Here is an 18,974-nt window from a genome sequence, read left to right on the forward strand (position 1 = left end):
TTGCAATTGGCCTATGGAGTATTGAAGTCAGGAATGAAATTCAATGCAGAAATCCGTCTTGCCAACTAAGGTGACAAGACGGTATCTTGAACGCCAAACATAATACTTAAAGAACAACAGCATAGCTTGAGCGTTCAACCAACAAAGCTATCTTTTGACGTTCACAGACATTGAGATACAAAGTTCATTTTGACGTTGACCTTCCCCCGAGCATCATGACTTGCAGTGATGTGGTCTAGCCTGCTTTTCTCGAAGCAGCCGAAGAGAATCGCGGATGATTTCACTCTGCGTTTTATAATCGCCGGTCTGAACCAGAGACTCTACATAGCTACGTAATTCATCCCCGAGATCAATAGTCATTGTTCTGGCCATAGTAACTCCTCAGCATGATTACCTCAGAGTGTAAGATATAATCTTACATATGTCTTATTGCAGCAGTATCTGCAAAAATTAGAACTGCTGCCTGTGCCGCAAAGAAATTCACATCATTCAAGACTGCTGATCCGCTAACTGGCGCAGGGCGCGATCGGCCAGCAGGTGGAAGTATTGCGCTGCCGGGTAGATCGCATCTTCATTGAGATTGAAGCGCGGATGATGCAGGCCGAATGGACTGGCGGAGCCAATATTCACAAACGCACCCGGCACATGGTGCAGGTAAAACGCGAAGTCTTCCCCGCCCATCTGTGGTGGAATATCCTGCACGTCGTAGCCAAATTCAGCAGCAACCTGTTTGCTGAAATCGGCCCAATGCGCAGTATTGATCACTACGGGTGGTCCGGGGTACCAGATCAGTTCCGCTTCAGCACCCACTGCGTTTGCAATACCGTTAATGAGTTGCGTTATGCGCTCCGGCACGCTGCGGCGAATCTCATTGTCATGGGTGCGTACCGTACCTTCCAGCTCCACTTTTTCCGGCAGAACGTTCCAGGTATTACCACCGCTGACCCGCGTTACGCTGAGTACCAGGGACTGCAATGCGCTGTAGTTGCGGCTCGGCAGCGTCTGGAGCGCAGTGATGATGTGTGCTGCGGTAACGATGGTATCTATGCCTTCTTCTGGTTTGGCGGCGTGTGCACCTTTACCGCGAATAATGATTTCGAAACGATCAACGTTGGCGTTCAACGCGCCGCTGCGGGTACCAAATGTACCTACCGGCAACTCCGGTGCATTATGCAGACCGAAAATCGCCTGCACACCCTTCAGCGCCCCTGCCGAAATCAGCTGTTCGGCACCGTTGAACGTCTCTTCTGCGGGTTGAAAAAATACCCGCACCCGACCCGGCAGGGTGGATTCACGGGCTTTCAACAAATGGGCTGCGCCCAGCATCACTGACGTATGGAAATCATGCCCACAGGCGTGCATTTTCCCGGCATGGACAGAAGAAAAAGGCAGATGGGTACTTTCAGCGATCGGCAGTGCGTCGATATCGGCGCGCAGGGCGATCAACGGCCCTTCAGGATTGCCAATCTCGGCAACCACACCGGTTTTCAGAGGCAAATCAACCAGACGAATATTGGCCTGGTGCAGCCAGCTTTTGATCTTGTCGGTCGTTGCAAATTCTTCATTGGACAATTCAGGATGTTGATGTAAATCGCGGCGCCAGGCCACCAGTTGCTGCGCTAATTCATTGCTCATAGTCTAGTTTTCCGCGTTTAGGTCATCGTAAGTGAGTTAAAATTTACCTTATACATATTTATTAATGAAACACCGAGTCGTTATATCAAATACCACTTAGGAATAGTCGCAGGGTCGATCCCAACGGTGGGTATGAAATATTGACGTCGTGGTCATAAACCCTGCAATTATTCCATCACAGCGATAATCTCCGAGCCGGGTTGCTCGGCCAGTTCCTGCAGTTCACAACACTTTATTGAGAAAATTCCTTGTGCGTTGATGGCGTGGATGAGCCAGCAGCGTTTGTGCGTCGCCGCTCTCCACCACCTGGCCATCTACCATAAAGATCATTTGATCGGCCACCTCGCGGGCAAAACCGATTTCGTGTGTGACAACGACCAGCGTTACGCCCGACTGCGACAAATTTTTAATCACATCCAACACTTCACCAACCAGTTCCGGGTCCAGTGCGGACGTGGGTTCATCAAACAGCATGACTTTGGGTTTCAGTGCCAACGCCCGGGCGATAGCGATACGTTGTTGCTGACCACCAGACAAATGGCGAGGATAGGCGTCCGCTTTATGCCGTAAACCGACGGTGTCCAGCAATGACAACGCCACCTCGATCGTCTGCTGGCGACTGCTGTATATTTTGTGGACGAGCGGCGCTTCGATAATGTTCTCGATCACCGACAGGTGGGGGAAGAGATTGAAGTTTTGAAACACATACCCCACGCCAATGCGTTGCTTCAGGATCTCCTGCTCCTTCAATTCATACAGATTGTCGCCTTTCTGCCGGTATCCGATGTAATCACCGTCGATGCGAATAAACCCTTCATCAACCCGCTCCAGATGATTTATTGCCCGTAACAGCGTGGATTTCCCCGATCCCGAAGGGCCAAGGATCACGGTCACGGAGCCAGGTTTCAGCGTCAGGGTGATATCATCCAGCGCTTTATGCTTACCGAAGTACTTGCTGACATTGCTGATTTCAATCAACCCGCTGGTATTGACGGCGCGTAAAGGCGTCGCCGGAGTTATCAGGCGCGGATAGAACTCAAGAGCTTCAGACATGATGGTCTCCTCAGGCTATGGGGGGATTAATGGATGCTGCGGGTTGGGGTTGGGTGCGGGCAAAGCGACGGCTCAGGCGCTGCAACGGTGTAGGTGGCATTTCGCGAACGGCACCGCGAGAGAAATAACGCTCGACGTAGTACTGCATGACCGACAGTACGGTGGTGATAAACAGGTACCAAACGGTCGCGACCATCAGCAGCGGAATGACTTGTTGAGTCCGGTTATAGATCACCTGAATGGTGTAAAACAGCTCCGGCAGTGCCAGCACGTAAACAATCGACGTGCCTTTTGCCAGACTGATGATTTCATTGAAACCAGTAGGGATAATCGAGCGCAGCGCCTGCGGTAAAATAATGCGGAATGTCCTGCGCTGACTCGGTAAGCCAAGTGCTGCTGCCGCCTCGAATTGACCGGCATCGACGCCAAGGATCCCGCCACGGATGATTTCAGCGGTATAGGCCGCCTGCACCAGCGTTAATCCGAGAACGGCGACCGAGAACTGACTCAGTACGTCGATGGTGGAGTGGCTGAAAAACTCAATCGATGTAAAAGGGATGCCCAGTGATACGGTGTCGTAGAGATAAGAGAAGTTGTACAGGATGATCAATACCAGAATCAGCGGCAGAGAACGGAACAGCCAGATATACAGCCAGGACAGTGACGACAAGAGATAAGATCGGGAAAGCCGCGCCAGCGCCAGGAAAGTACCGAGAATAATACTGAACAGGGTACCGAGCAGGGTAAGCAACAGCGTTTGGGCCAAGCCACTGAGAATGACCGGGTCGAAAAACCACTTGGCAAAAACGGCCCATTCCCAACGTGGATTGAGCGCAATCGACTGTATGACCGCCGCCAGAATAAACAGGGAGAATAATGCGCCAATCAGTCGCAGCGGGTAGCGGGCGGGTACCACGCGAAGAACCGTATGTTTTTTCATGTTGAATCACCACCAGAGTGAATATTGTTACGCCAGATAACTGGGGCAGGCCGCGAGGGCCTGCCAGATAAAACGACAAACTTTTTCCGTTACAAACAATTGCCGTTACAAACAATTGCCACTACAAACAGGGTTTGAATGTCTGTGACTGAGTAAATGGCGCTGGAATTGTTGCCCGTAAATAAAGTGGTTTGGTGAATGGCAGTCGGCCATCAAAGGGCGGCAGACTGTAACTTTCGGCATCAGCATGAATATCAAACTGGGGGATATAGCCGTTCGATAAATAAAGATGCCTGGCCTCGGGCTGGCGAAAACCGGTGGTGAGAAACAGTTGTCGATACCCCTGTTGCCGGGCACGATCCTCCAATTCAGTGAGAATCCGCTGAGCCAAACCCTGACGCCGCAATGCACTGTGCGTCCAGATGCGTTTCAGCTCGGCGGTTTGCTCATCGTAGCGTTTGAATGCACCCATCGCGATGGGTACACCTTGGCGCAACAGGACGATAAACACCCCATCGGGTTGCGAGTAGAGTTCAGTTGGTTCTTCCTCCTGCGGGTCGAAAAAGTCTCCGTAACGCGAGCGATATTCGTCGAACAACCCCGCAATCACCGGCACGATCAACGGATCGTCGGGCAAAGTGGTGATAATGACGTCATTTGCCATGGCTATGCTCCTCAATCACCCAACCCGGCCGGGTTGATCTCGGAACGGTCGATTCTTTCGACGTTCTCTCCCCAGCGATTGAGTACCTGATCGTATTCGCCGCCCTTAATCACGCCATTGAGTGCGATATTGATCGGCGTTACCAACCCATTGCCTTTTTTGGTGGTCACCGCGATGTGCGCGACTTTAGGCCACCCGCCATCCACTTTGCCGACCAGTTTGGTTTTCCCGGTCAATTTGGCCTTGTAGGCCCCCATGACGTTCGGGCCAAAATACGCATCCGCACGGCCCGATTGCAGTGCCAGATTGGCGGCCGCATCATCAGTGACGTAGATCGGTAAGATCGCGGGTAACCCTTTTTGCTGATTCTCTTTATCCCACGCCAGCAAAATGCTCTCTTGATTGGTGCCCGAACTCACAATGATTTTCAGTCCGGCGATATCACTGGCCTGATTGATGGCAGTAATTTTATTGGTGGATTTGACGTAGAAACCCAAAGAGTCGATGCGGTAGGTGGCGAAATCAAATTTTGCCTTGCGATCCTTGGTGACTGTTACGTTGGTGATCGCCGCATCGTATTTACCGGATGCCACGCCGAGCGGCCAGTCCTCCCATGACGTTGGTACGATGTTCAGTTGCAGGCCCAGACTGTCGGCTACCAATTGCGCAAAGTCCGACTCACTGCCAATCAGGGTTTTATTGTCATCGGCAAACAGCGCCAGAGGCGGGGAGTTCAGCGCGGCGATAGCGACGGTAAATTTCCCCGGTACCGCCAGTTTCAGATCTTTCGGCAGGTGGGAAATCGCTTCACTGTTTTGCTGGGTGCGGATATGGGCCTGATTGGCTTGCAGATCGATGCCGGTATCCGCCGCCAGCGCGTTGGCGGAAAATGTCAGACTGGCAAACAGGGCGACGAGCAGGTGATTTTTCTTATACATAGCGAATCCTTTGTCGGTTTTTTTTCAGATGCGAGATAAAAGTCAGGTTATTGGGTGAAGCGGTTTAACGGCCAGGGCAGGTCAAAACTGTCGCGCAGGGTCGTTCCGGGATAGTCACGGCGGAAGATCCCGCGCGATTGCAATATCGGTACAACGCGATCGGCGAAATGAGTGAATGAGAGTGGGGTACCGCCGCTAATGATAAAACCATCCGCCGCGTAGGCGTCGAACCATTGTTGCAATCCATCGGCGACCTGTTCAGGCGTTCCGCTGAATACTGGGCGCGGCGTGGCCGCTTCAAGTGCGACTTCACGCAGCGTCTGGCCTTTTTCACGGGCGTTACGCTTGATTTCATCGGTGGTGCTGCGAAAGCTGTTTTTACCGATATCGCCAATATCCGGGAACGGGGCATCCAGCGGGTGCTGTGAAAAGTCGTGGTGGTCGAAGTAACGGCCCAGATAATTCAGTGCATCCGTAATGGAGACCAGTTGCGCGGTTTGCCAGTATTGGCGCTCAACGTCCGCTGCGTCGTCACCAATAATCACGCTGACACCCTGGAAAATATGCAGCGCATCGCGGCTGCGGCCATTCTCCTCCAACTGCTGTTTTACATCCTGATAGAATGCCTGCGCTTCTGCGAGGCTGGCATGATGGGTGAAAATCGCATCGGCATGTTTTGCCGCCAGTTTTTTACCGTCATCAGAGGCACCAGCCTGAAAAACGATGGGTCGGCCCTGTTTGGATCGGCCAATATTCAGGGGACCCTGAACAGAGAAAAATTCACCTTTGTGAGTGAGGGTATGCAGCTTTTTCGCATCGAAAAACGCGCCACTCTCTTTATTGCGCGGAAATGCGTCGTCTTCCCAGGAATCCCATAAGCCTTTCACTACATCCAGAAATTCATCGGCGATGCGGTAACGCAATGCATGTTCAGGATGACTGTCGCGGGTAAAGTTTTTAGCGGAACCTTCCAGCGGGGAAGTGACCACATTCCAGCCAGCGCGTCCGCCGCTGATATGATCCAGGCTGGCAAACTGACGGGCGGTGGTGAACGGCTCGCTGTACGAGGTCGACAATGTTCCTACCAGTCCGATGTGCCGGGTGGACGTTGCCAGCGCGGAAAGCAGCGTCAGGGGTTCAAAGCGATTAAGGAAATGGGGAATCGATTTTTCGTTGATATACAAACCGTCAGCGATAAATACGAAATCGAGTTTGGCCTGTTCGGCTTTCTGTGCCAGACCGCGAACGTATTCAAAATTGATGCTGGAATCAGCCAGTGCATCGGGGTGTCGCCAGGCGGACATATTACCCGCAGCACCTTGCAAAATAGTTCCCAAACGTAATTGACGAGGAATGTGTGTATTCGCTGAAGTCATGATAGTCACCCTGTATTATTTGATTTTTTCTCCCGGCTATTAATTGACGAGTGTTAATGCAATGTAAAACAACAAAAATAGATAACTTAATCGAAAAAAATGACAGCAAGCTCTTGATCGGGCTGCTATTAGCGACGAGGTGTTTTTCTTTTCCCAACTATAGAAAGTATTTTTTCTCATTTACGCTTTTTCGATGGCTATGAAATTATCAGGTTCCGTTACCGCAGGAGTAAATCCCCGGCGGTATTCATCCGCCAGCAATACTGGTTGAAAAAAAGGAAATGCCGTGGCGTATAAAATTTGCTTGTTGGATCAAAGCCCGATTGCACCCGATAGCCAACCCTATCAGGCATTGGCGCACACCGTTGAGTTGGCAAAATTGGCGGAAGCGGCGGGATATCACCGTTTTTGGGTCTCTGAACACCATGGTTCAGACAAGCTGGCAGGCTCATCGCCGGAAGTCCTGATCGCCTGGCTGCTGGCGCATACGCGCACGTTGCGCATTGGCTCTGGCGGAATTATGTTGCAGCATTACAGCCCGTACAAAGTGGCTGAGAATTTTCAGTTGCTGGCGGCATTGGCGCCGGGGCGGGTTGATCTGGGTGTCGGGAAAGCACCGGGTGGATTGCCACTGTCCACGTTGGCGTTACAGCAAGAGCAGCACCCGGATTCCAGGCTCGGGTTTGACGAAAAATTGCGGCAGTTAACCGGTTTCCTTGACGCCTCCCGCAACGAGGATCCGCGTTTCACATCACTGGTGGCTGCCCCTCAACCGCCACAGGCGGCAGAGAAATTTCTGCTGGGTGCCAGCCCTGAAAGCGCACGACTGGCCGCCTCGCTGGGCTGGAATTTTGTGTTTGCCGGGTTTATCAATTCCGACCGGCAGGTACTGGCAGAATCAATATTGACTTACCAACAAGTGAAATCACCGGAAAACAGAACATTGCTGGCGCTGTCGGCGGTCGCCGCTGATAGCCGCGAACAGGCATCGGCATTGGTACGCGAGCAATATAATTACAAGGTTTACATTGGAGACAATAAACCGCTGACCGTTGGCAGTCAGCAACAGGCCGAGGAATTTATCAAGCAGGCCGGGGCAGCGCATTCCCGTATCGATAAACAACCGCTGAATATTCTGCACGGCACGGCAGAATATATTCACCAGATATTAGGGGAATATCATCAGCAATTTGAAATTGATGAATTTATCCTGCATACGCCAATAAATGAAACCCTGTCACGCCAGCGTTCGGTGCAATTAATTGGTAAACATCATCGCGCCGAAAAAAATCGGCAGCGGGCAGGATCTGAAACTCCACAGGTCTGAAACATCGCCGTGCTGTGCCAATCGCCGTGCCAGGCCAGTACGTAATGCCGACACGTAACGAAACAGAAACCAGGAATTATTATGCTTACAACCGGAATGGTTATTTCAGCAGCAGCGCAAGCAAAAAGTTTTCCCACAGTAGATGAACCGCTATTGTCGGTGGTGCCCAGAGCTAATGAAACTGCAAGAGCGCCGGTAGAACAGGCTGCATTTCGTGATGCGTTGGCGCGGTTGGGCGCTGCCGTCAATATCATCACGACCGACGGTCCCGCTGGACGCGCCGGTTTTACCGCATCGGCCGTATGCAGCGTCAGTGATTCACCGCCCACCTTGCTGGTCTGTATTAATCGTGGATCGTCAGTGTATCCGGTGTTCAAAGCCAATCCATTCCTCAGCATCAATACGTTGGCCTCGCATCATGAACCGCTCTCAAACCTGTTTGCCGGGAAGTACAGTATTGAACAGCGATTTGCTGCTGCTGACTGGGAAACCTGGGTAAGTGGCAGCCCGATATTGAGCGGTGCCGCTGCGTCATTTGATTGTGAAGTCACTGAGATTGTCAGCGCCGGAAGTCACGATATTTTGCTGTGTCAGGTGCTGGCATTGGCGCATTGCGAAGAGAGTGGCGGATTAATTTACTTCGGTCGACGCTATCATTCGCTGGTTCAGCCGCCTTTGTCGATCTCAACACCAGAATGATCGCAAACTGCTACTTTCGCTCCGCGAATTTTACGTTTAATGTGCTGGGGTTACGCAAAACCCAAAGCATGCCCCAATGCCCCTCAGTGGCTCGGCATGCGGAGGAAAAGTCACTGTCCAGCACAGGAAAACCACTTGCATGGAACGAAGAGCATTTATTAAGGCGTCGATGGCGTTTGCCGCCTATTGCGGCGCACCTGGCTTTGCGACATTGTTCACCCGCGCAGCCGCTGCGGCGGCAGAAGCGGACATCGCCGATGGCGGTGAAAAACCCTTCGATTTTTCTATCCTGCAAAAGATGGCCAGCGACCTTGCCGTGCGGCCTTATGTCGGGGAGTCGGTCGCGCTGCCTGAGACGCTCGCGACGCTGACTCCGCAGGCTTACAACAAAATCCAGTACGATGCCGAGCACTCGCTTTGGCACGATATTCCCAATCGTCAGCTTGATGTGCATCTGTTTCATGTCGGGATGGGATTCAAGCGTCGCGTGCGGATGTATTCAGTCGATGCGCAGGCCAACAAAGCGCGTGAAATCCATTTCCGCCCCGATCTGTTTAACTATCACGATGCCGGGGTTGATACTACGCAACTCGTCGGACAGGATAATCTGGGCTTCGCCGGATTCAAGGTGAACAAGGCTCCGGAACTGACCCGTCGGGATGTGGTGTCTTTCCTGGGGGCCAGTTATTTCCGGGCAGTCGATGATACCTATCAGTACGGGCTTTCTGCCCGTGGGCTGGCCATTGATACTTTTGCCGATCGGCCAGAAGAGTTTCCGGACTTTGTCGCATTTTGGCTTGAGACCCCGAAAGCCAGCGATACCACCTTCACCGTGTATGCGTTACTCGACAGTCCAAGTGCGACCGGCGCTTATCGCTTTGTCATTCACTGTGAAGAAAAGCGGGTGGTCATGGAGATTGAGAAGCATATCAATGCCCGCAAGGCGATTACGCAGTTAGGCATCAGCCCGATGACCAGTATGTTCAGTTGCGGCACCAACGAGCGACGGATGTGTGACACTTTGCATCCGCAGATTCACGATTCGGATCGGTTGGCAATGTGGCGTGGCAACGGTGAGTGGGTCTGTCGACCATTGAATAACCCGCAGCGCCTGCAATTCAATGCTTACGCCGATCAGGATCCCAAAGGATTCGGCCTGCTGCAACTCAACCGTAATTTTGATTCCTATCAGGATGTTATCGGCTGGTATAACAAGCGTCCAAGCTTGTGGGTCGAGCCAATGAATAAATGGGGCAAAGGTGCGATTGCGCTGATGGAGATTCCAACAACCGGTGAAACGATGGATAACATCGTCTGCTTCTGGCAACCGGCTGAACCCATCAAAGCGGGTCAGTCATACAGTTACAGTTATCGCCTGTATTGGAGCGCTCAGCCGCCGGTCCGCAGTCCATTGGCGAATGTGCATGCCACGCGCACCGGTATGGGTGGATTCCCTGAAGGATGGTCGCCAGGGGAACATTATCCACCGGTGTGGGCGCGTCGTTTTGCCGTCGATTTTATTGGTGGCGACCTCAAAGCTGCGGCACCAATTGGTATCGAACCCGTCATTACCGTCTCGGGCGGTAAAATTAATAATATTGAGATTTTGTATGTTGAGCCGATTGATGGCTACCGAATCTTATTTGACTGGATGCCCGAGAGCGACTCCGTCGATCCTATTGATATGCGACTTTTCCTGCGTACGAAGGATAATACGCTGAGTGAAACCTGGCTCTATCAATACTTCCCACCACCGCCAGACAAGCGTCAGCACATTGACGATCGACAAATGCATTAATGAAAATGCCCCGGCTCATATAATGAGTTGGGGCATTTATTTGAGATCTGTAGCAATAGGGTTATTGTTGTTTTTTGCCGATAACTTCTGACAGTGAGGATTCAGGAAATTTATCGAGATTAGCCATTGCCAGTGCCATCAGGTTAAACAACTCCTCTCTGGTGACTATCGTCTTTCCACTGCAAGGAAAAACATGAGAGATGTCGCTGCGGCAAACTAATTTGTTTGGCTGTACCATATTCCGGCTCCTTTACCAGGTTAATTGTGGCCTAGTATTATTCATTTTTTAGAATTGAACAATATTATTATTGAGTTTAATTTTCATCCACGCTATTAACTCTAACGTGGAGAGGTAAAGAACGGAATTATTCCCACAAATATCACGAAAGCAGAACTCTTTTTTGTAATAACTCGCCACTTTATCATTGTAGGGATCAATGATATATACTCCTTCCGCTCCCACCTCACGTAAGAAAAAGATAATTGCCATGAGAGAAAACGTTACCGCTTTCTTCGCAAGAGGGGAGTTTTCTTGCGCAAAGCTCTGAAGCATTTCAAGATTCAATGTCTTGGTTTTCATGTTATAGCGACATGCGCATGCGCCTTCCGGTCGTCCCAAATGCATGGGTAGTTGAAAGCAAAAATTGTATGTGTCAGAGCATTCCAGCATTGACTGAACGTGCCCCCATTCCAAAGGATATTGACTTTGACGTGAAAGATATTCGCACCATGCCAAATCATCTTTATTCATTTCGCTTATAGCAAGTGCTATCCCCATAACCCTTAATAAGTTAGAGAATTGCTCAATAGCACTTTCACCACAGCGCCTGATTATTAATTCATTGATCAAATGATACCCTCCGGTGCGAAATAGTCTCGGCAGTATAATGATGCACTGTCCATGAACCAGAGTTGGCGTAGTTATTTATTATTTTTGGGAAGCGTACTGTAAAATAAATAAACCCAATCCATTCATAAAACAGATTGGGTTAACGTATAAAAAAGCGAACGACGAATAAACGTTCGCTGGGTGATATTATTTTCAATTAGTCAAAACAATCTTCCCAATATGACTGCTTGATTCCATCAATGCATGGGCTTCGGCAGCTTGCTCAAGCGGGAACGTTTTATAGATCTGTGGTCTCAGCGTGCCTTTGGCTAACAGTGGCCAGACTTTTTCGTACAGATCCTTGGCGATGGCCGCTTTATCTTCCACGCTGCGAGGACGTAATACTGAACCGGTATGGAGCAGACGCTTAACCATCATCAGCCTGAGATTCAGTTCTTTGATTACACCATTTTGCGTGCCGATTTGTACTATGCGCCCATCCATCGCCGCTGCCTCATAGTTTTTAGCCACGTAGTCGCCACCAATCATATCAACAATAACATTGGCTCCTTTGTCGTGGGTTGCACTGAGTGTCTCGGCAACAAAATCCTGCGTCCGATAGTTGATGGACACATCGGCTCCCAGCGCCAGGCTGGCCTGACGTTTTTCCTCAGAACCAACGGTAGTGATAACTTTTACGCAGAACGCTTTGGCCAGCATAGTGGCGGCAGTACCGATTCCTGAGGTGCCGCCGTGAATCAGCATGGTTTCACCCGCCTTCAGGTGTCCGCGCTGGAATACGTTGACCCAGACAGTGAAGAACGTCTCTGGCAGTGCCGCCGCTTCGATCATACTGAAACCTACTGGAACGGGTAGGGTATTGCTCTCGTGCACCGTGCAATATTGCGCGTAACCACCCCCGGCGATCAGTGCGCATACACTATCGCCAATTTTGAGTTTTTTGACGCCTTCACCCAAGGCCACGACTTCACCGGCAACTTCAAGTCCAGGAATATCTGAGGCACCCGCAGGTGGGGGGTATTTCCCGCGACGCTGCGAGACGTCAGGGCGGTTCACACCCGCCGCCGCAACTTTAAGCAACACTTCTCCCACCGCAGGAACCGGCACGGGACGTGTGGTGGGTTTCAGCACCTCTGGCTCACCGGGATGGCTGATTTCAATCACTTTCATACTGTTAGGGATTTCGTTATAGGGTGACATTGTTTTCTCTCAGCAGTGAATGATTAAGAGTCTATCGCACTAGGACTATTTTATTGGCTCTAAGGCAAATAATTGGGCAAGTATAGAACTTTAGCGGGGGGCTGGACTAGGGCTAGTTCACGGAGCGATGAGTGAAGTGGTATGTGGCAAACCTTGCCGAAGAAGCTGGATGATTTTTTAATCATAAAAAAAGCCGCACAGAGGCGGCAAAGTAAGACCAACACCAGGGAAATCGTCATGTTCTGTCATGTCATACCAGTTCCTAACGATGAATAAATCTTACTGGATCATATAACGCATTTCAATACATTTATGTAATTTTTGTTATGGTAAGGTTCAATAGTGAAATGTTCTTGTACGTATGGTTTCATGAAAAACTATTTTACAGGCGAACTGAAGAGGTACCGTATGGAAATTATTCAGGGGATGGATGTACTGCATGAGTTACTCGTGGAATTATAATAATACAATTTAGCACTTATTTATAGAATAAATAACTAATAACTATTGGTCATATGGTTATAAACAAAATGCGAAAAAAATGGCGAATCAGCGATCCCAGCCTTTTCACATGGAGACTGGATCGTACAACGCCATCACCAAACAGGATGCCTCACAATCAGAAGGTTTTGGCCAGCACGTCCTTCAGCTGTTCTTGACCCTCTTTGAGTAGATTATTGAATGATTTCTCAATACGTTTTAGCTGTAGAAGAAACTCCTCCGGTGATAAATCATGATTTTTGCTGCTCATGTAGGCCAGTGCCAGTTCTTTAGCCTGATAACGCGAAAAATTGTACATAATTCTCCTTATCGCAAGCCTCAGAGGATGGGTGAAGAACGTGGCTGTCGATAGAGGTATGCTAAGGAGTTCTCAGCGGATAATGCGTCAGCGATAGATCTCCCCGGTGAGAAAATCAGGCCAGTTCTTTTCAAAGAAAATCGCATCGAGATTGTCGAGTTGCCGCAGCGGTTGCGGGGTGACCGTAAACTGCGACTGCTGGTAACTGACGACCAACTGCTGCTGGCGGTGCTCTGGTTTTTCAGTGATGAAACGATATTGTTCCAGGACGCCAGTGCGGGTAACGGGTATTTCTTCCCCTTGCGATGAACAAATGGCGCGGGCTCCACGGCTCCCGCCACCGTTATTGATATAGAAATCCAACGCACTGAGCACCGCTTCCGATGCCAATGCCATATGTCGCCACTGAAAGCTGACGGCAACTTTGTTGGCAAAAGGTATGGCGATACCCTGCTCACGAATGCGATCGTTCAACTCCCTGGCGGCCACCAGCGCGCCTTTGACCTCTTCGGCCTGACAAATAAAACCGGCCTTATCACTCATTCTTTGCTGAATTTCCTGTTTGATGTGAGCAATATTCAAACCCTGCTCATTGTTCATTCCCGCGTCGATCTCCACGGTACAAAGACGAATTTGTGGCAGTAAATCGGATGCTGGGATGTTTGTCGGTTTACTTTTACTGGCAATTTGCCGGGCGCACCGCTGACCAAATACTTGCCCGGCATTCAATGCCGCGCCGCCAGGGCGGGTCACGCCGTGGGTACCCGCCGCTTCACCTACGGCAAAACAGCCTGCGAGCGACGTTTCTCCCCACATATCCACCGCCAGACCGCCATTCATATGCTGATGGTTGACGTTAAAGGGCAGTGGCGTGGTGCTGATGTCATGGCCGTGATGTTTGTACAGCTCAATGGCCAACGGATTCATCCGGCGCAATCGTTCGATAGGCATCGCCAGCATCGCTTCGTTATTGGTCAAATACTGTGCAACATCCTCATCCAGTTCATGCAAGCTGAATGGCCGATCGCCGGGTACCGCCAGCGGGTTGCGATTGAAATCCATATAGAGCGTGCGCCCTTGCTGGGACTCGGTGAAAATAGCCAGATCGACCAGACTGGATCCAAAATTCAGCATCCGCGTGGCATGAATCGGCCACTGATAGCCTTTGCGGAAGATATTTGCCGCCAATTCCTGCGTTGTGCGGTAGTAATCGGCCAGGAAATTGTGTTCCTCACCGTGTTGATCCACCGAGTAGATATAAGGCATGCACTGCACATAGGTGCCGGAGAGATTCCAGGGAAATTCATCCCGGCGGGTACCAATGCCAAACTGGTTTTCGGTGAGGTTTACGGTGTGAATCCCCGCTTCCAGCGCCAGTCCCAGCGATCCAAAGCAGCGATTGGGATAAACGCTGTCGCGGAACAATTCTCCTGGGCCACCTGCGGCCAACACCAGAGAAGGGCAGAGATAAATCGCCACACCGGCAGGATTGCCCGCGCTGCGGGCACCGGTATTAATCGCCACTGCACCCGCAATTCGCCGGTTATCGCCGTGGTCATCAATCAGCAAACGGATAATCGTTGAGTGGTCAACGAACGGTACCGCCAATCGGTTCGCCTCTTCGGCCAACACTTTTACCATCAGGCGTGAGGTGCGCGGCCCGCAACTGGTCGCTCGACCGGCCTCATCGTGGTCGGTCTGGTAGCGTAACGTGGCACCGTAACGATCCTCTGGCAGGGGCAGGCCGATATATTTCAGTCCGGCGAAGGCTTCGATGGAGCCTGTCGCCTCAACATAGGCTGTATCCGCATCCATCGCGCCCCCGGCGCTGAGCGCGTTTGCCAGGTGGATAAAATTGTCGCCCCGATTGCTGGTGGCTGCGGTATGCAGGGTCTGTTTGTCCGAGCCTGAACAGGCAGACGTTCCCCAAAACAACGTCTGCGTTGCTACCAGTACGTCAACATTCCGGCGCTTAAGCTCAACCGCAGCGCGCAACCCGGCGGCACCGCTACCCACGACCAGCGCTTCGCAACGGTAAACCGGCACGGTGATCCCTTCCAACTCCAACATTTCATCCGGCTGGCGGGTGGCGGTGTGTTTGGGCATCGCGACATCAGTTAACTGATCCAGCGTCTTCTGCGGAATTATCATTGCCATTGTTTTTCCACTCACAGACATAGTTTTTCCACTCATTGAAATCTGTTATTTGGGTTTTCGTCACACAATATGGGTGGTGTCAGTGACAGCGCCCGATAAATCGCTTTGTGTCGTATTGATCTCGACTTTATGTACACGCAGCAGGAGCAGACTGCTCAACGCCATCAGACCCGCGGCGAAGAGCCATACCGGTGGCATGTCGTAGCGCTCGGCGAGATAACCGGCCAATACCGGGGAGATCCCGCCAGCAATCATGCCGATGTTCATGACAAAACCAATCGCCGCACCGCGTATTGAGACCGGTACCAGCTCAGCCGTGAAGGAGAGAACCAGCGGGGTGATCGGATAGCCGATAAAACCCAGCAGCATGACCAGCACAACGACCGCGTAGATGGGCAAATCAATCACCAGCGAGGCCATTAACAACCCGCTGAGCACAGTGATCGCCATGAGAATCCATCTCTTGCGGGCAAAATTGCCTTTGTCGCAATAGCGTCCCAACAGAAATCCACCAAGCGCGCCAGTCAAGCCGAGCAGGCTGGCAATGGTGCCCGCCATACTGATAGGCATATGTTTGGCATTCATCAGGAAGGTAGGCGCCCAGAGCAACACAATCCACCAGCCGCACAGCAGAAGAAAATAGTAGAGCGCCATCATCACCACGGAAGGGGTGCTGAACAGCAGGGACAACGGGACTTTTTCTGTTACTTTGGCCGCGTTGTTTTTCTGTCGGGTCGATTTGGGCTCATTTTTTACCAGAACGGCATAAAGAATCGCTACCACGATCCCCAACGCACCCGCGACATAAAATACCACGCGCCAGCCATATACCGGGCCAAGCACCGCGCCCAGCCAGGTACCAAAGAAGCCCCCGATCGGATAGCCCATCCAGTACAGCGACATCACGGTAGTGCGCTGTTTTTCGGAGGTGACGTTAGCCACTTCAAGTGATGCGGCTGGCCAGAATATGCCTTCACCGATACCGGTCATGACGCGATAGAAAATCAAGGCGGTAAGGCTGCCAGCCATACCCGTAAATATTGTGGCGAGTGAGAACAGGGTCAAACCCAGTATTAATACCGGCTTACCGCTGAGTTTGTCGGAGATAATGCCCGAGATGAATAAAAACAGGATAAACCCATAAAAAAACGAACTGAGTAATATACCGGAACTGCCTTTGCCCAAGCCAAAGTCTTCAGAAATCAAGCCAATGGCGGAAGATACGGTCATTCGGTCAACGGAATACATCATATATCCGAGACCGCAAAGGACGGACACCAATATCATTTTCTTTGTATCTGTATTCATAATTTCCCCGGCTAATAATTTTAACGACGAGAATTGAATTCCACTTTAGCGGCCACAGAAATGACCGCCGTTATCCTGGTAATTTCAGATACAGCAACGTCTGGGATTCGCAATAAACCTTCTCTGTTTGCCGACCTAGCAGCAGTCAAGATGGCGCTGTTTGCAGATTGACAGCACGTCATCTCCATCGCGCAGCCACCAATTCCTGGCCGAGAAGATCTCCACTTCGTGAAATCCCCGGTATCCTTCGGCTTCGACGGCCCAACGCGCCGCGCGGATATCAATAACCCCATCACCCATCATGCCGCGATCGAGCAGCAGGTCTTGCGTCGGTGCCAGCCAGTCGCAAATATGGAAGGCGAGCAGTCGCGATTTCCCGGCACGTTTGATTTGCGAGGAAAATTTCGGATCCCACCAGGTGTGGTAGAGATCGACTGCAATCCCCAATCCGTCATCTCCGAGTTCGTCGCACAAATCATTGGCCTGTTCGAGCGTATTGATGCAGGCGCGATCGGCGGCATACATCGGGTGCAATGGCTCGATAGCCAGCGGCATCGACACCGAACGCGAATATTCCAGCAGGGTTGCCAGCCCATCGCGCACCTGCATCCGCGCCTGATACAGATCTTTGCTACTTTCGGGCAAACCGCCCACCACCAGCACCAGACACTGTGCATTCAGTTCGAGCGCCTCGTCCACTGCGCGGCGATTATCGTCATTATTGGCCTGACGCAGTTGTTCCGTCGCTGCGGGAAACATCCCACCCCGGCAATAACCGGTCACGGTGAGCTGGTGGCTGCGGATGCGGCGCGCCGTCTCCTTTAGCCCAAGAGCCTGGGTTTGATCGCGCCACGGAGAGATGCCGCGGATATCGTGACGCGCACAGCCATCAATGATTTTGTCGAGCGTCCATTGCTGGCGCACCGTGGCGGTGTTGATTGAGAGCAGCCCCGGATCGGGCTGCTGATTGCGTTGTTCAGACATCAATATGAATCCTCTTTCAGGCCATCGGCAGCCGCGATCACTCGCGGTTCAATTCAGGTACGTCAATCCAACGGCGTTCGCGCCAGCTTTGCAGTGCCAACTCAACCAGTTGCACGCCTTTCGCGCCTTCCAGCAGATTCCACCTGAAATCGCCTTCGCCCCAGACATGGCGCAAGAACAGTTCCCATTGCACCTTGAAGGCGTTGTCATAGGCTTGATTCTCAGGCATTTCCGCCCAGTCTTGATAGAAGTCGTGAGTTTGCCGCACGTCCGGATTCCATACCGGTTTGGGCGTATTGATACTGGCTTGCGTCAGGCAGTCGGTCAGACCGGCGACGGCAGAACCCTTGACGCCATCGACCTGAAACGTCACGAGATCGTCACGCCTTACCCGCACGCACCAGGAGCTGTTGATTTGTACGATGGTGCCATTGTGCAATTCAAACGTGGCATAGGCGGCATCATCGGCAGTGGCGGTATAGGGTTGGCCATTTTCATCCCAGCGTTCAGGAATGTGCGTTGCGCCAAAGCAGCTCAGGCTTTTGATTTCACCGAAAAGATTGTCAATCACGTAGCGCCAGTGGCAAATCATATCCAGAATGATACCGCCGCCGTCCTGTTGGCGATAATTCCAGGAAGGGCGCTGCGCAGGTTGCAGATCGCCTTCAAAAACCCAGTAACCAAATTCGCCCCTGACAGACAGAACTTTGCCAAAGAATCCGGACTGATTGAGCATGTGCAGTTTTTGCAATCCGGGCAACCAGAGCTTATCTTGCACGACACCATGTTTCACGCCGCGTTCTTGCGCGAAATGGTAAAGATCGAGCGCTTCTTCGAGGCTGACCGCGACCGGTTTTTCGCTGTAGACATGCTTGCCAGCGGCAATGGCTTTTTTCAGTAGCCCAGGCCGCGCCTGAGTAGTAGCCGCATCGAAGAAGATCGTATCTTGTGGATTACGCAACGCCTGATCCAGATCGGTAGTCCAGCGTTCAATGTTGTACTCACGGGCGAGCGCCGCGATTTTCTCTTCATTGCGACCAACCAGAATCGGGTCAGGCATGAGCCGATCGCCATTTGCCAAAGCAACGCCACCCTGCTGGCGGATGGCGACAATGGAGCGAATCAGATGCTGGTTTTTCCCCATGCGTCCCGTGACGCCGTGCATGATAATGCCAATAGAATGTGTTGCCATTGATGATTCTCCTGCTGATCCGTTTAGCTTTTTGTGCTGATCATTGCATTGCGA

17 protein-coding genes and 1 pseudogene are annotated in these 18,974 nt (G+C 51.5%); 3 read left to right on the forward strand and 15 right to left on the reverse strand.

Features of this window, described 5'->3' with window-relative positions; all coding sequences use genetic code 11:
* Positions 1-237: 237 nt before the first annotated feature.
* The 7 genes and pseudogenes from DRI82_RS21230 to DRI82_RS21260 all read right to left on the reverse strand — a co-directional run.
* Positions 238-372: pseudogene (locus DRI82_RS21230) on the reverse strand (type II toxin-antitoxin system ParD family antitoxin); the annotation flags it as partial.
* A gap of 117 nt (positions 373-489) precedes the next feature.
* Positions 490-1,635 carry a M20 peptidase aminoacylase family protein gene (locus tag DRI82_RS21235; protein ID WP_114195905.1) on the reverse strand — a complete coding sequence of 382 codons (1,146 nt, stop codon included), beginning with the start codon at positions 1,633-1,635 and terminating at the stop codon, positions 490-492.
* A gap of 222 nt (positions 1,636-1,857) precedes the next feature.
* Positions 1,858-2,688 carry an amino acid ABC transporter ATP-binding protein gene (locus DRI82_RS21240; protein ID WP_114195906.1) on the reverse strand — a complete coding sequence of 277 codons (831 nt, stop codon included), beginning with the start codon at positions 2,686-2,688 and terminating at the stop codon, positions 1,858-1,860.
* A 10-nt stretch (positions 2,689-2,698) separates the two neighbouring features.
* Positions 2,699-3,628, reverse strand: coding sequence for an amino acid ABC transporter permease (locus DRI82_RS21245; protein WP_114195907.1), 930 nt, complete (start codon positions 3,626-3,628; stop codon positions 2,699-2,701).
* A gap of 121 nt (positions 3,629-3,749) precedes the next feature.
* Positions 3,750-4,292, reverse strand: a complete 543-nt coding sequence (locus tag DRI82_RS21250; RefSeq protein WP_114195908.1) for a GNAT family N-acetyltransferase — start codon at positions 4,290-4,292, stop codon at positions 3,750-3,752.
* An 11-nt stretch (positions 4,293-4,303) separates the two neighbouring features.
* Positions 4,304-5,230: an ABC transporter substrate-binding protein gene (locus DRI82_RS21255; RefSeq protein ID WP_114195909.1), complete on the reverse strand. Its 927-nt coding sequence runs from the start codon at positions 5,228-5,230 to the stop codon at positions 4,304-4,306.
* Positions 5,231-5,277: 47 nt separating this feature from the next.
* Complete coding sequence (locus DRI82_RS21260; protein WP_114195910.1) at positions 5,278-6,606, reverse strand: LLM class flavin-dependent oxidoreductase; 1,329 nt, start codon at positions 6,604-6,606, stop codon at positions 5,278-5,280.
* Positions 6,607-6,892: 286 nt separating this feature from the next.
* Here DRI82_RS21260 and DRI82_RS21265 point away from each other — a divergent pair, with 286 nt between their 5' ends.
* From DRI82_RS21265 to DRI82_RS21275, 3 genes are all read left to right on the forward strand, one after another.
* On the forward strand, positions 6,893-7,933 hold the full coding sequence (locus tag DRI82_RS21265; RefSeq protein WP_114195911.1) for an MsnO8 family LLM class oxidoreductase: 1,041 nt from the start codon (positions 6,893-6,895) through the stop codon (positions 7,931-7,933).
* A gap of 81 nt (positions 7,934-8,014) precedes the next feature.
* On the forward strand, positions 8,015-8,632 hold the full coding sequence (locus DRI82_RS21270; protein ID WP_245956897.1) for a flavin reductase: 618 nt from the start codon (positions 8,015-8,017) through the stop codon (positions 8,630-8,632).
* 139 nt (positions 8,633-8,771) lie between these two features.
* Positions 8,772-10,430, forward strand: coding sequence for a glucan biosynthesis protein D (locus DRI82_RS21275; RefSeq protein ID WP_114195912.1), 1,659 nt, complete (start codon positions 8,772-8,774; stop codon positions 10,428-10,430).
* A 61-nt stretch (positions 10,431-10,491) separates the two neighbouring features.
* Here the strand turns inward: DRI82_RS21275 and DRI82_RS23940 are convergent, their stop codons facing one another.
* The 8 genes from DRI82_RS23940 to DRI82_RS21310 form a co-directional block, all read right to left on the reverse strand.
* Positions 10,492-10,668: a hypothetical protein gene (locus DRI82_RS23940; RefSeq protein WP_157968122.1), complete on the reverse strand. Its 177-nt coding sequence runs from the start codon at positions 10,666-10,668 to the stop codon at positions 10,492-10,494.
* Between the two features lie 48 nt (positions 10,669-10,716).
* Positions 10,717-11,280, reverse strand: a complete 564-nt coding sequence (locus tag DRI82_RS21280; RefSeq protein ID WP_114195913.1) for a hypothetical protein — start codon at positions 11,278-11,280, stop codon at positions 10,717-10,719.
* A 192-nt stretch (positions 11,281-11,472) separates the two neighbouring features.
* On the reverse strand, positions 11,473-12,480 hold the full coding sequence (locus DRI82_RS21285) for an NAD(P)H-quinone oxidoreductase (protein ID WP_114195914.1): 1,008 nt from the start codon (positions 12,478-12,480) through the stop codon (positions 11,473-11,475).
* Between the two features lie 619 nt (positions 12,481-13,099).
* Positions 13,100-13,279 carry a hypothetical protein gene (locus DRI82_RS21290; protein WP_114195915.1) on the reverse strand — a complete coding sequence of 60 codons (180 nt, stop codon included), beginning with the start codon at positions 13,277-13,279 and terminating at the stop codon, positions 13,100-13,102.
* Positions 13,280-13,366: 87 nt separating this feature from the next.
* Positions 13,367-15,430, reverse strand: coding sequence for an FAD-dependent oxidoreductase (locus DRI82_RS21295; RefSeq protein WP_211317705.1), 2,064 nt, complete (start codon positions 15,428-15,430; stop codon positions 13,367-13,369).
* 66 nt (positions 15,431-15,496) lie between these two features.
* A complete protein-coding gene (locus DRI82_RS21300; RefSeq protein WP_114195917.1) occupies positions 15,497-16,744 on the reverse strand; it encodes an MFS transporter in 1,248 nt (415 codons plus the stop codon).
* A 135-nt stretch (positions 16,745-16,879) separates the two neighbouring features.
* On the reverse strand, positions 16,880-17,728 hold the full coding sequence (locus DRI82_RS21305; protein ID WP_114195918.1) for a sugar phosphate isomerase/epimerase family protein: 849 nt from the start codon (positions 17,726-17,728) through the stop codon (positions 16,880-16,882).
* Between the two features lie 37 nt (positions 17,729-17,765).
* Positions 17,766-18,920, reverse strand: a complete 1,155-nt coding sequence (locus tag DRI82_RS21310; protein WP_114195919.1) for a Gfo/Idh/MocA family protein — start codon at positions 18,918-18,920, stop codon at positions 17,766-17,768.
* Between the last annotated feature and the right edge of the window lie 54 nt (positions 18,921-18,974).

Origin of the sequence: Edaphovirga cremea (assembly GCF_003332275.1) — a bacterium.
Lineage (GTDB): Bacteria > Pseudomonadota > Gammaproteobacteria > Enterobacterales > Enterobacteriaceae > Edaphovirga > Edaphovirga cremea.

What these genes read in the sequence shown, in the direction of transcription:
- DRI82_RS21295 (WP_211317705.1), bottom strand. Translation starts at nt 15,430, where the DNA reads ATGATAATTCCGCAGAAGACGCTGGATCAGTTAACTGATGTCGCGATG.
- DRI82_RS21275 (WP_114195912.1), top strand. Translation starts at nt 8,772, where the DNA reads ATGGAACGAAGAGCATTTATTAAGGCGTCGATGGCGTTTGCCGCCTAT.
- DRI82_RS21260 (WP_114195910.1), bottom strand. Translation starts at nt 6,606, where the DNA reads ATGACTTCAGCGAATACACACATTCCTCGTCAATTACGTTTGGGAACT.
- DRI82_RS21240 (WP_114195906.1), bottom strand. Translation starts at nt 2,688, where the DNA reads ATGTCTGAAGCTCTTGAGTTCTATCCGCGCCTGATAACTCCGGCGACG.
- DRI82_RS21310 (WP_114195919.1), bottom strand. Translation starts at nt 18,920, where the DNA reads ATGGCAACACATTCTATTGGCATTATCATGCACGGCGTCACGGGACGC.
- DRI82_RS21290 (WP_114195915.1), bottom strand. Translation starts at nt 13,279, where the DNA reads ATGTACAATTTTTCGCGTTATCAGGCTAAAGAACTGGCACTGGCCTAC.
- DRI82_RS21285 (WP_114195914.1), bottom strand. Translation starts at nt 12,480, where the DNA reads ATGTCACCCTATAACGAAATCCCTAACAGTATGAAAGTGATTGAAATC.
- DRI82_RS21305 (WP_114195918.1), bottom strand. Translation starts at nt 17,728, where the DNA reads ATGTCTGAACAACGCAATCAGCAGCCCGATCCGGGGCTGCTCTCAATC.
- DRI82_RS21245 (WP_114195907.1), bottom strand. Translation starts at nt 3,628, where the DNA reads ATGAAAAAACATACGGTTCTTCGCGTGGTACCCGCCCGCTACCCGCTG.
- DRI82_RS21255 (WP_114195909.1), bottom strand. Translation starts at nt 5,230, where the DNA reads ATGTATAAGAAAAATCACCTGCTCGTCGCCCTGTTTGCCAGTCTGACA.
- DRI82_RS21235 (WP_114195905.1), bottom strand. Translation starts at nt 1,635, where the DNA reads ATGAGCAATGAATTAGCGCAGCAACTGGTGGCCTGGCGCCGCGATTTA.
- DRI82_RS21300 (WP_114195917.1), bottom strand. Translation starts at nt 16,744, where the DNA reads ATGAATACAGATACAAAGAAAATGATATTGGTGTCCGTCCTTTGCGGT.
- DRI82_RS21270 (WP_245956897.1), top strand. Translation starts at nt 8,015, where the DNA reads ATGCTTACAACCGGAATGGTTATTTCAGCAGCAGCGCAAGCAAAAAGT.
- DRI82_RS21250 (WP_114195908.1), bottom strand. Translation starts at nt 4,292, where the DNA reads ATGGCAAATGACGTCATTATCACCACTTTGCCCGACGATCCGTTGATC.
- DRI82_RS23940 (WP_157968122.1), bottom strand. Translation starts at nt 10,668, where the DNA reads ATGGTACAGCCAAACAAATTAGTTTGCCGCAGCGACATCTCTCATGTT.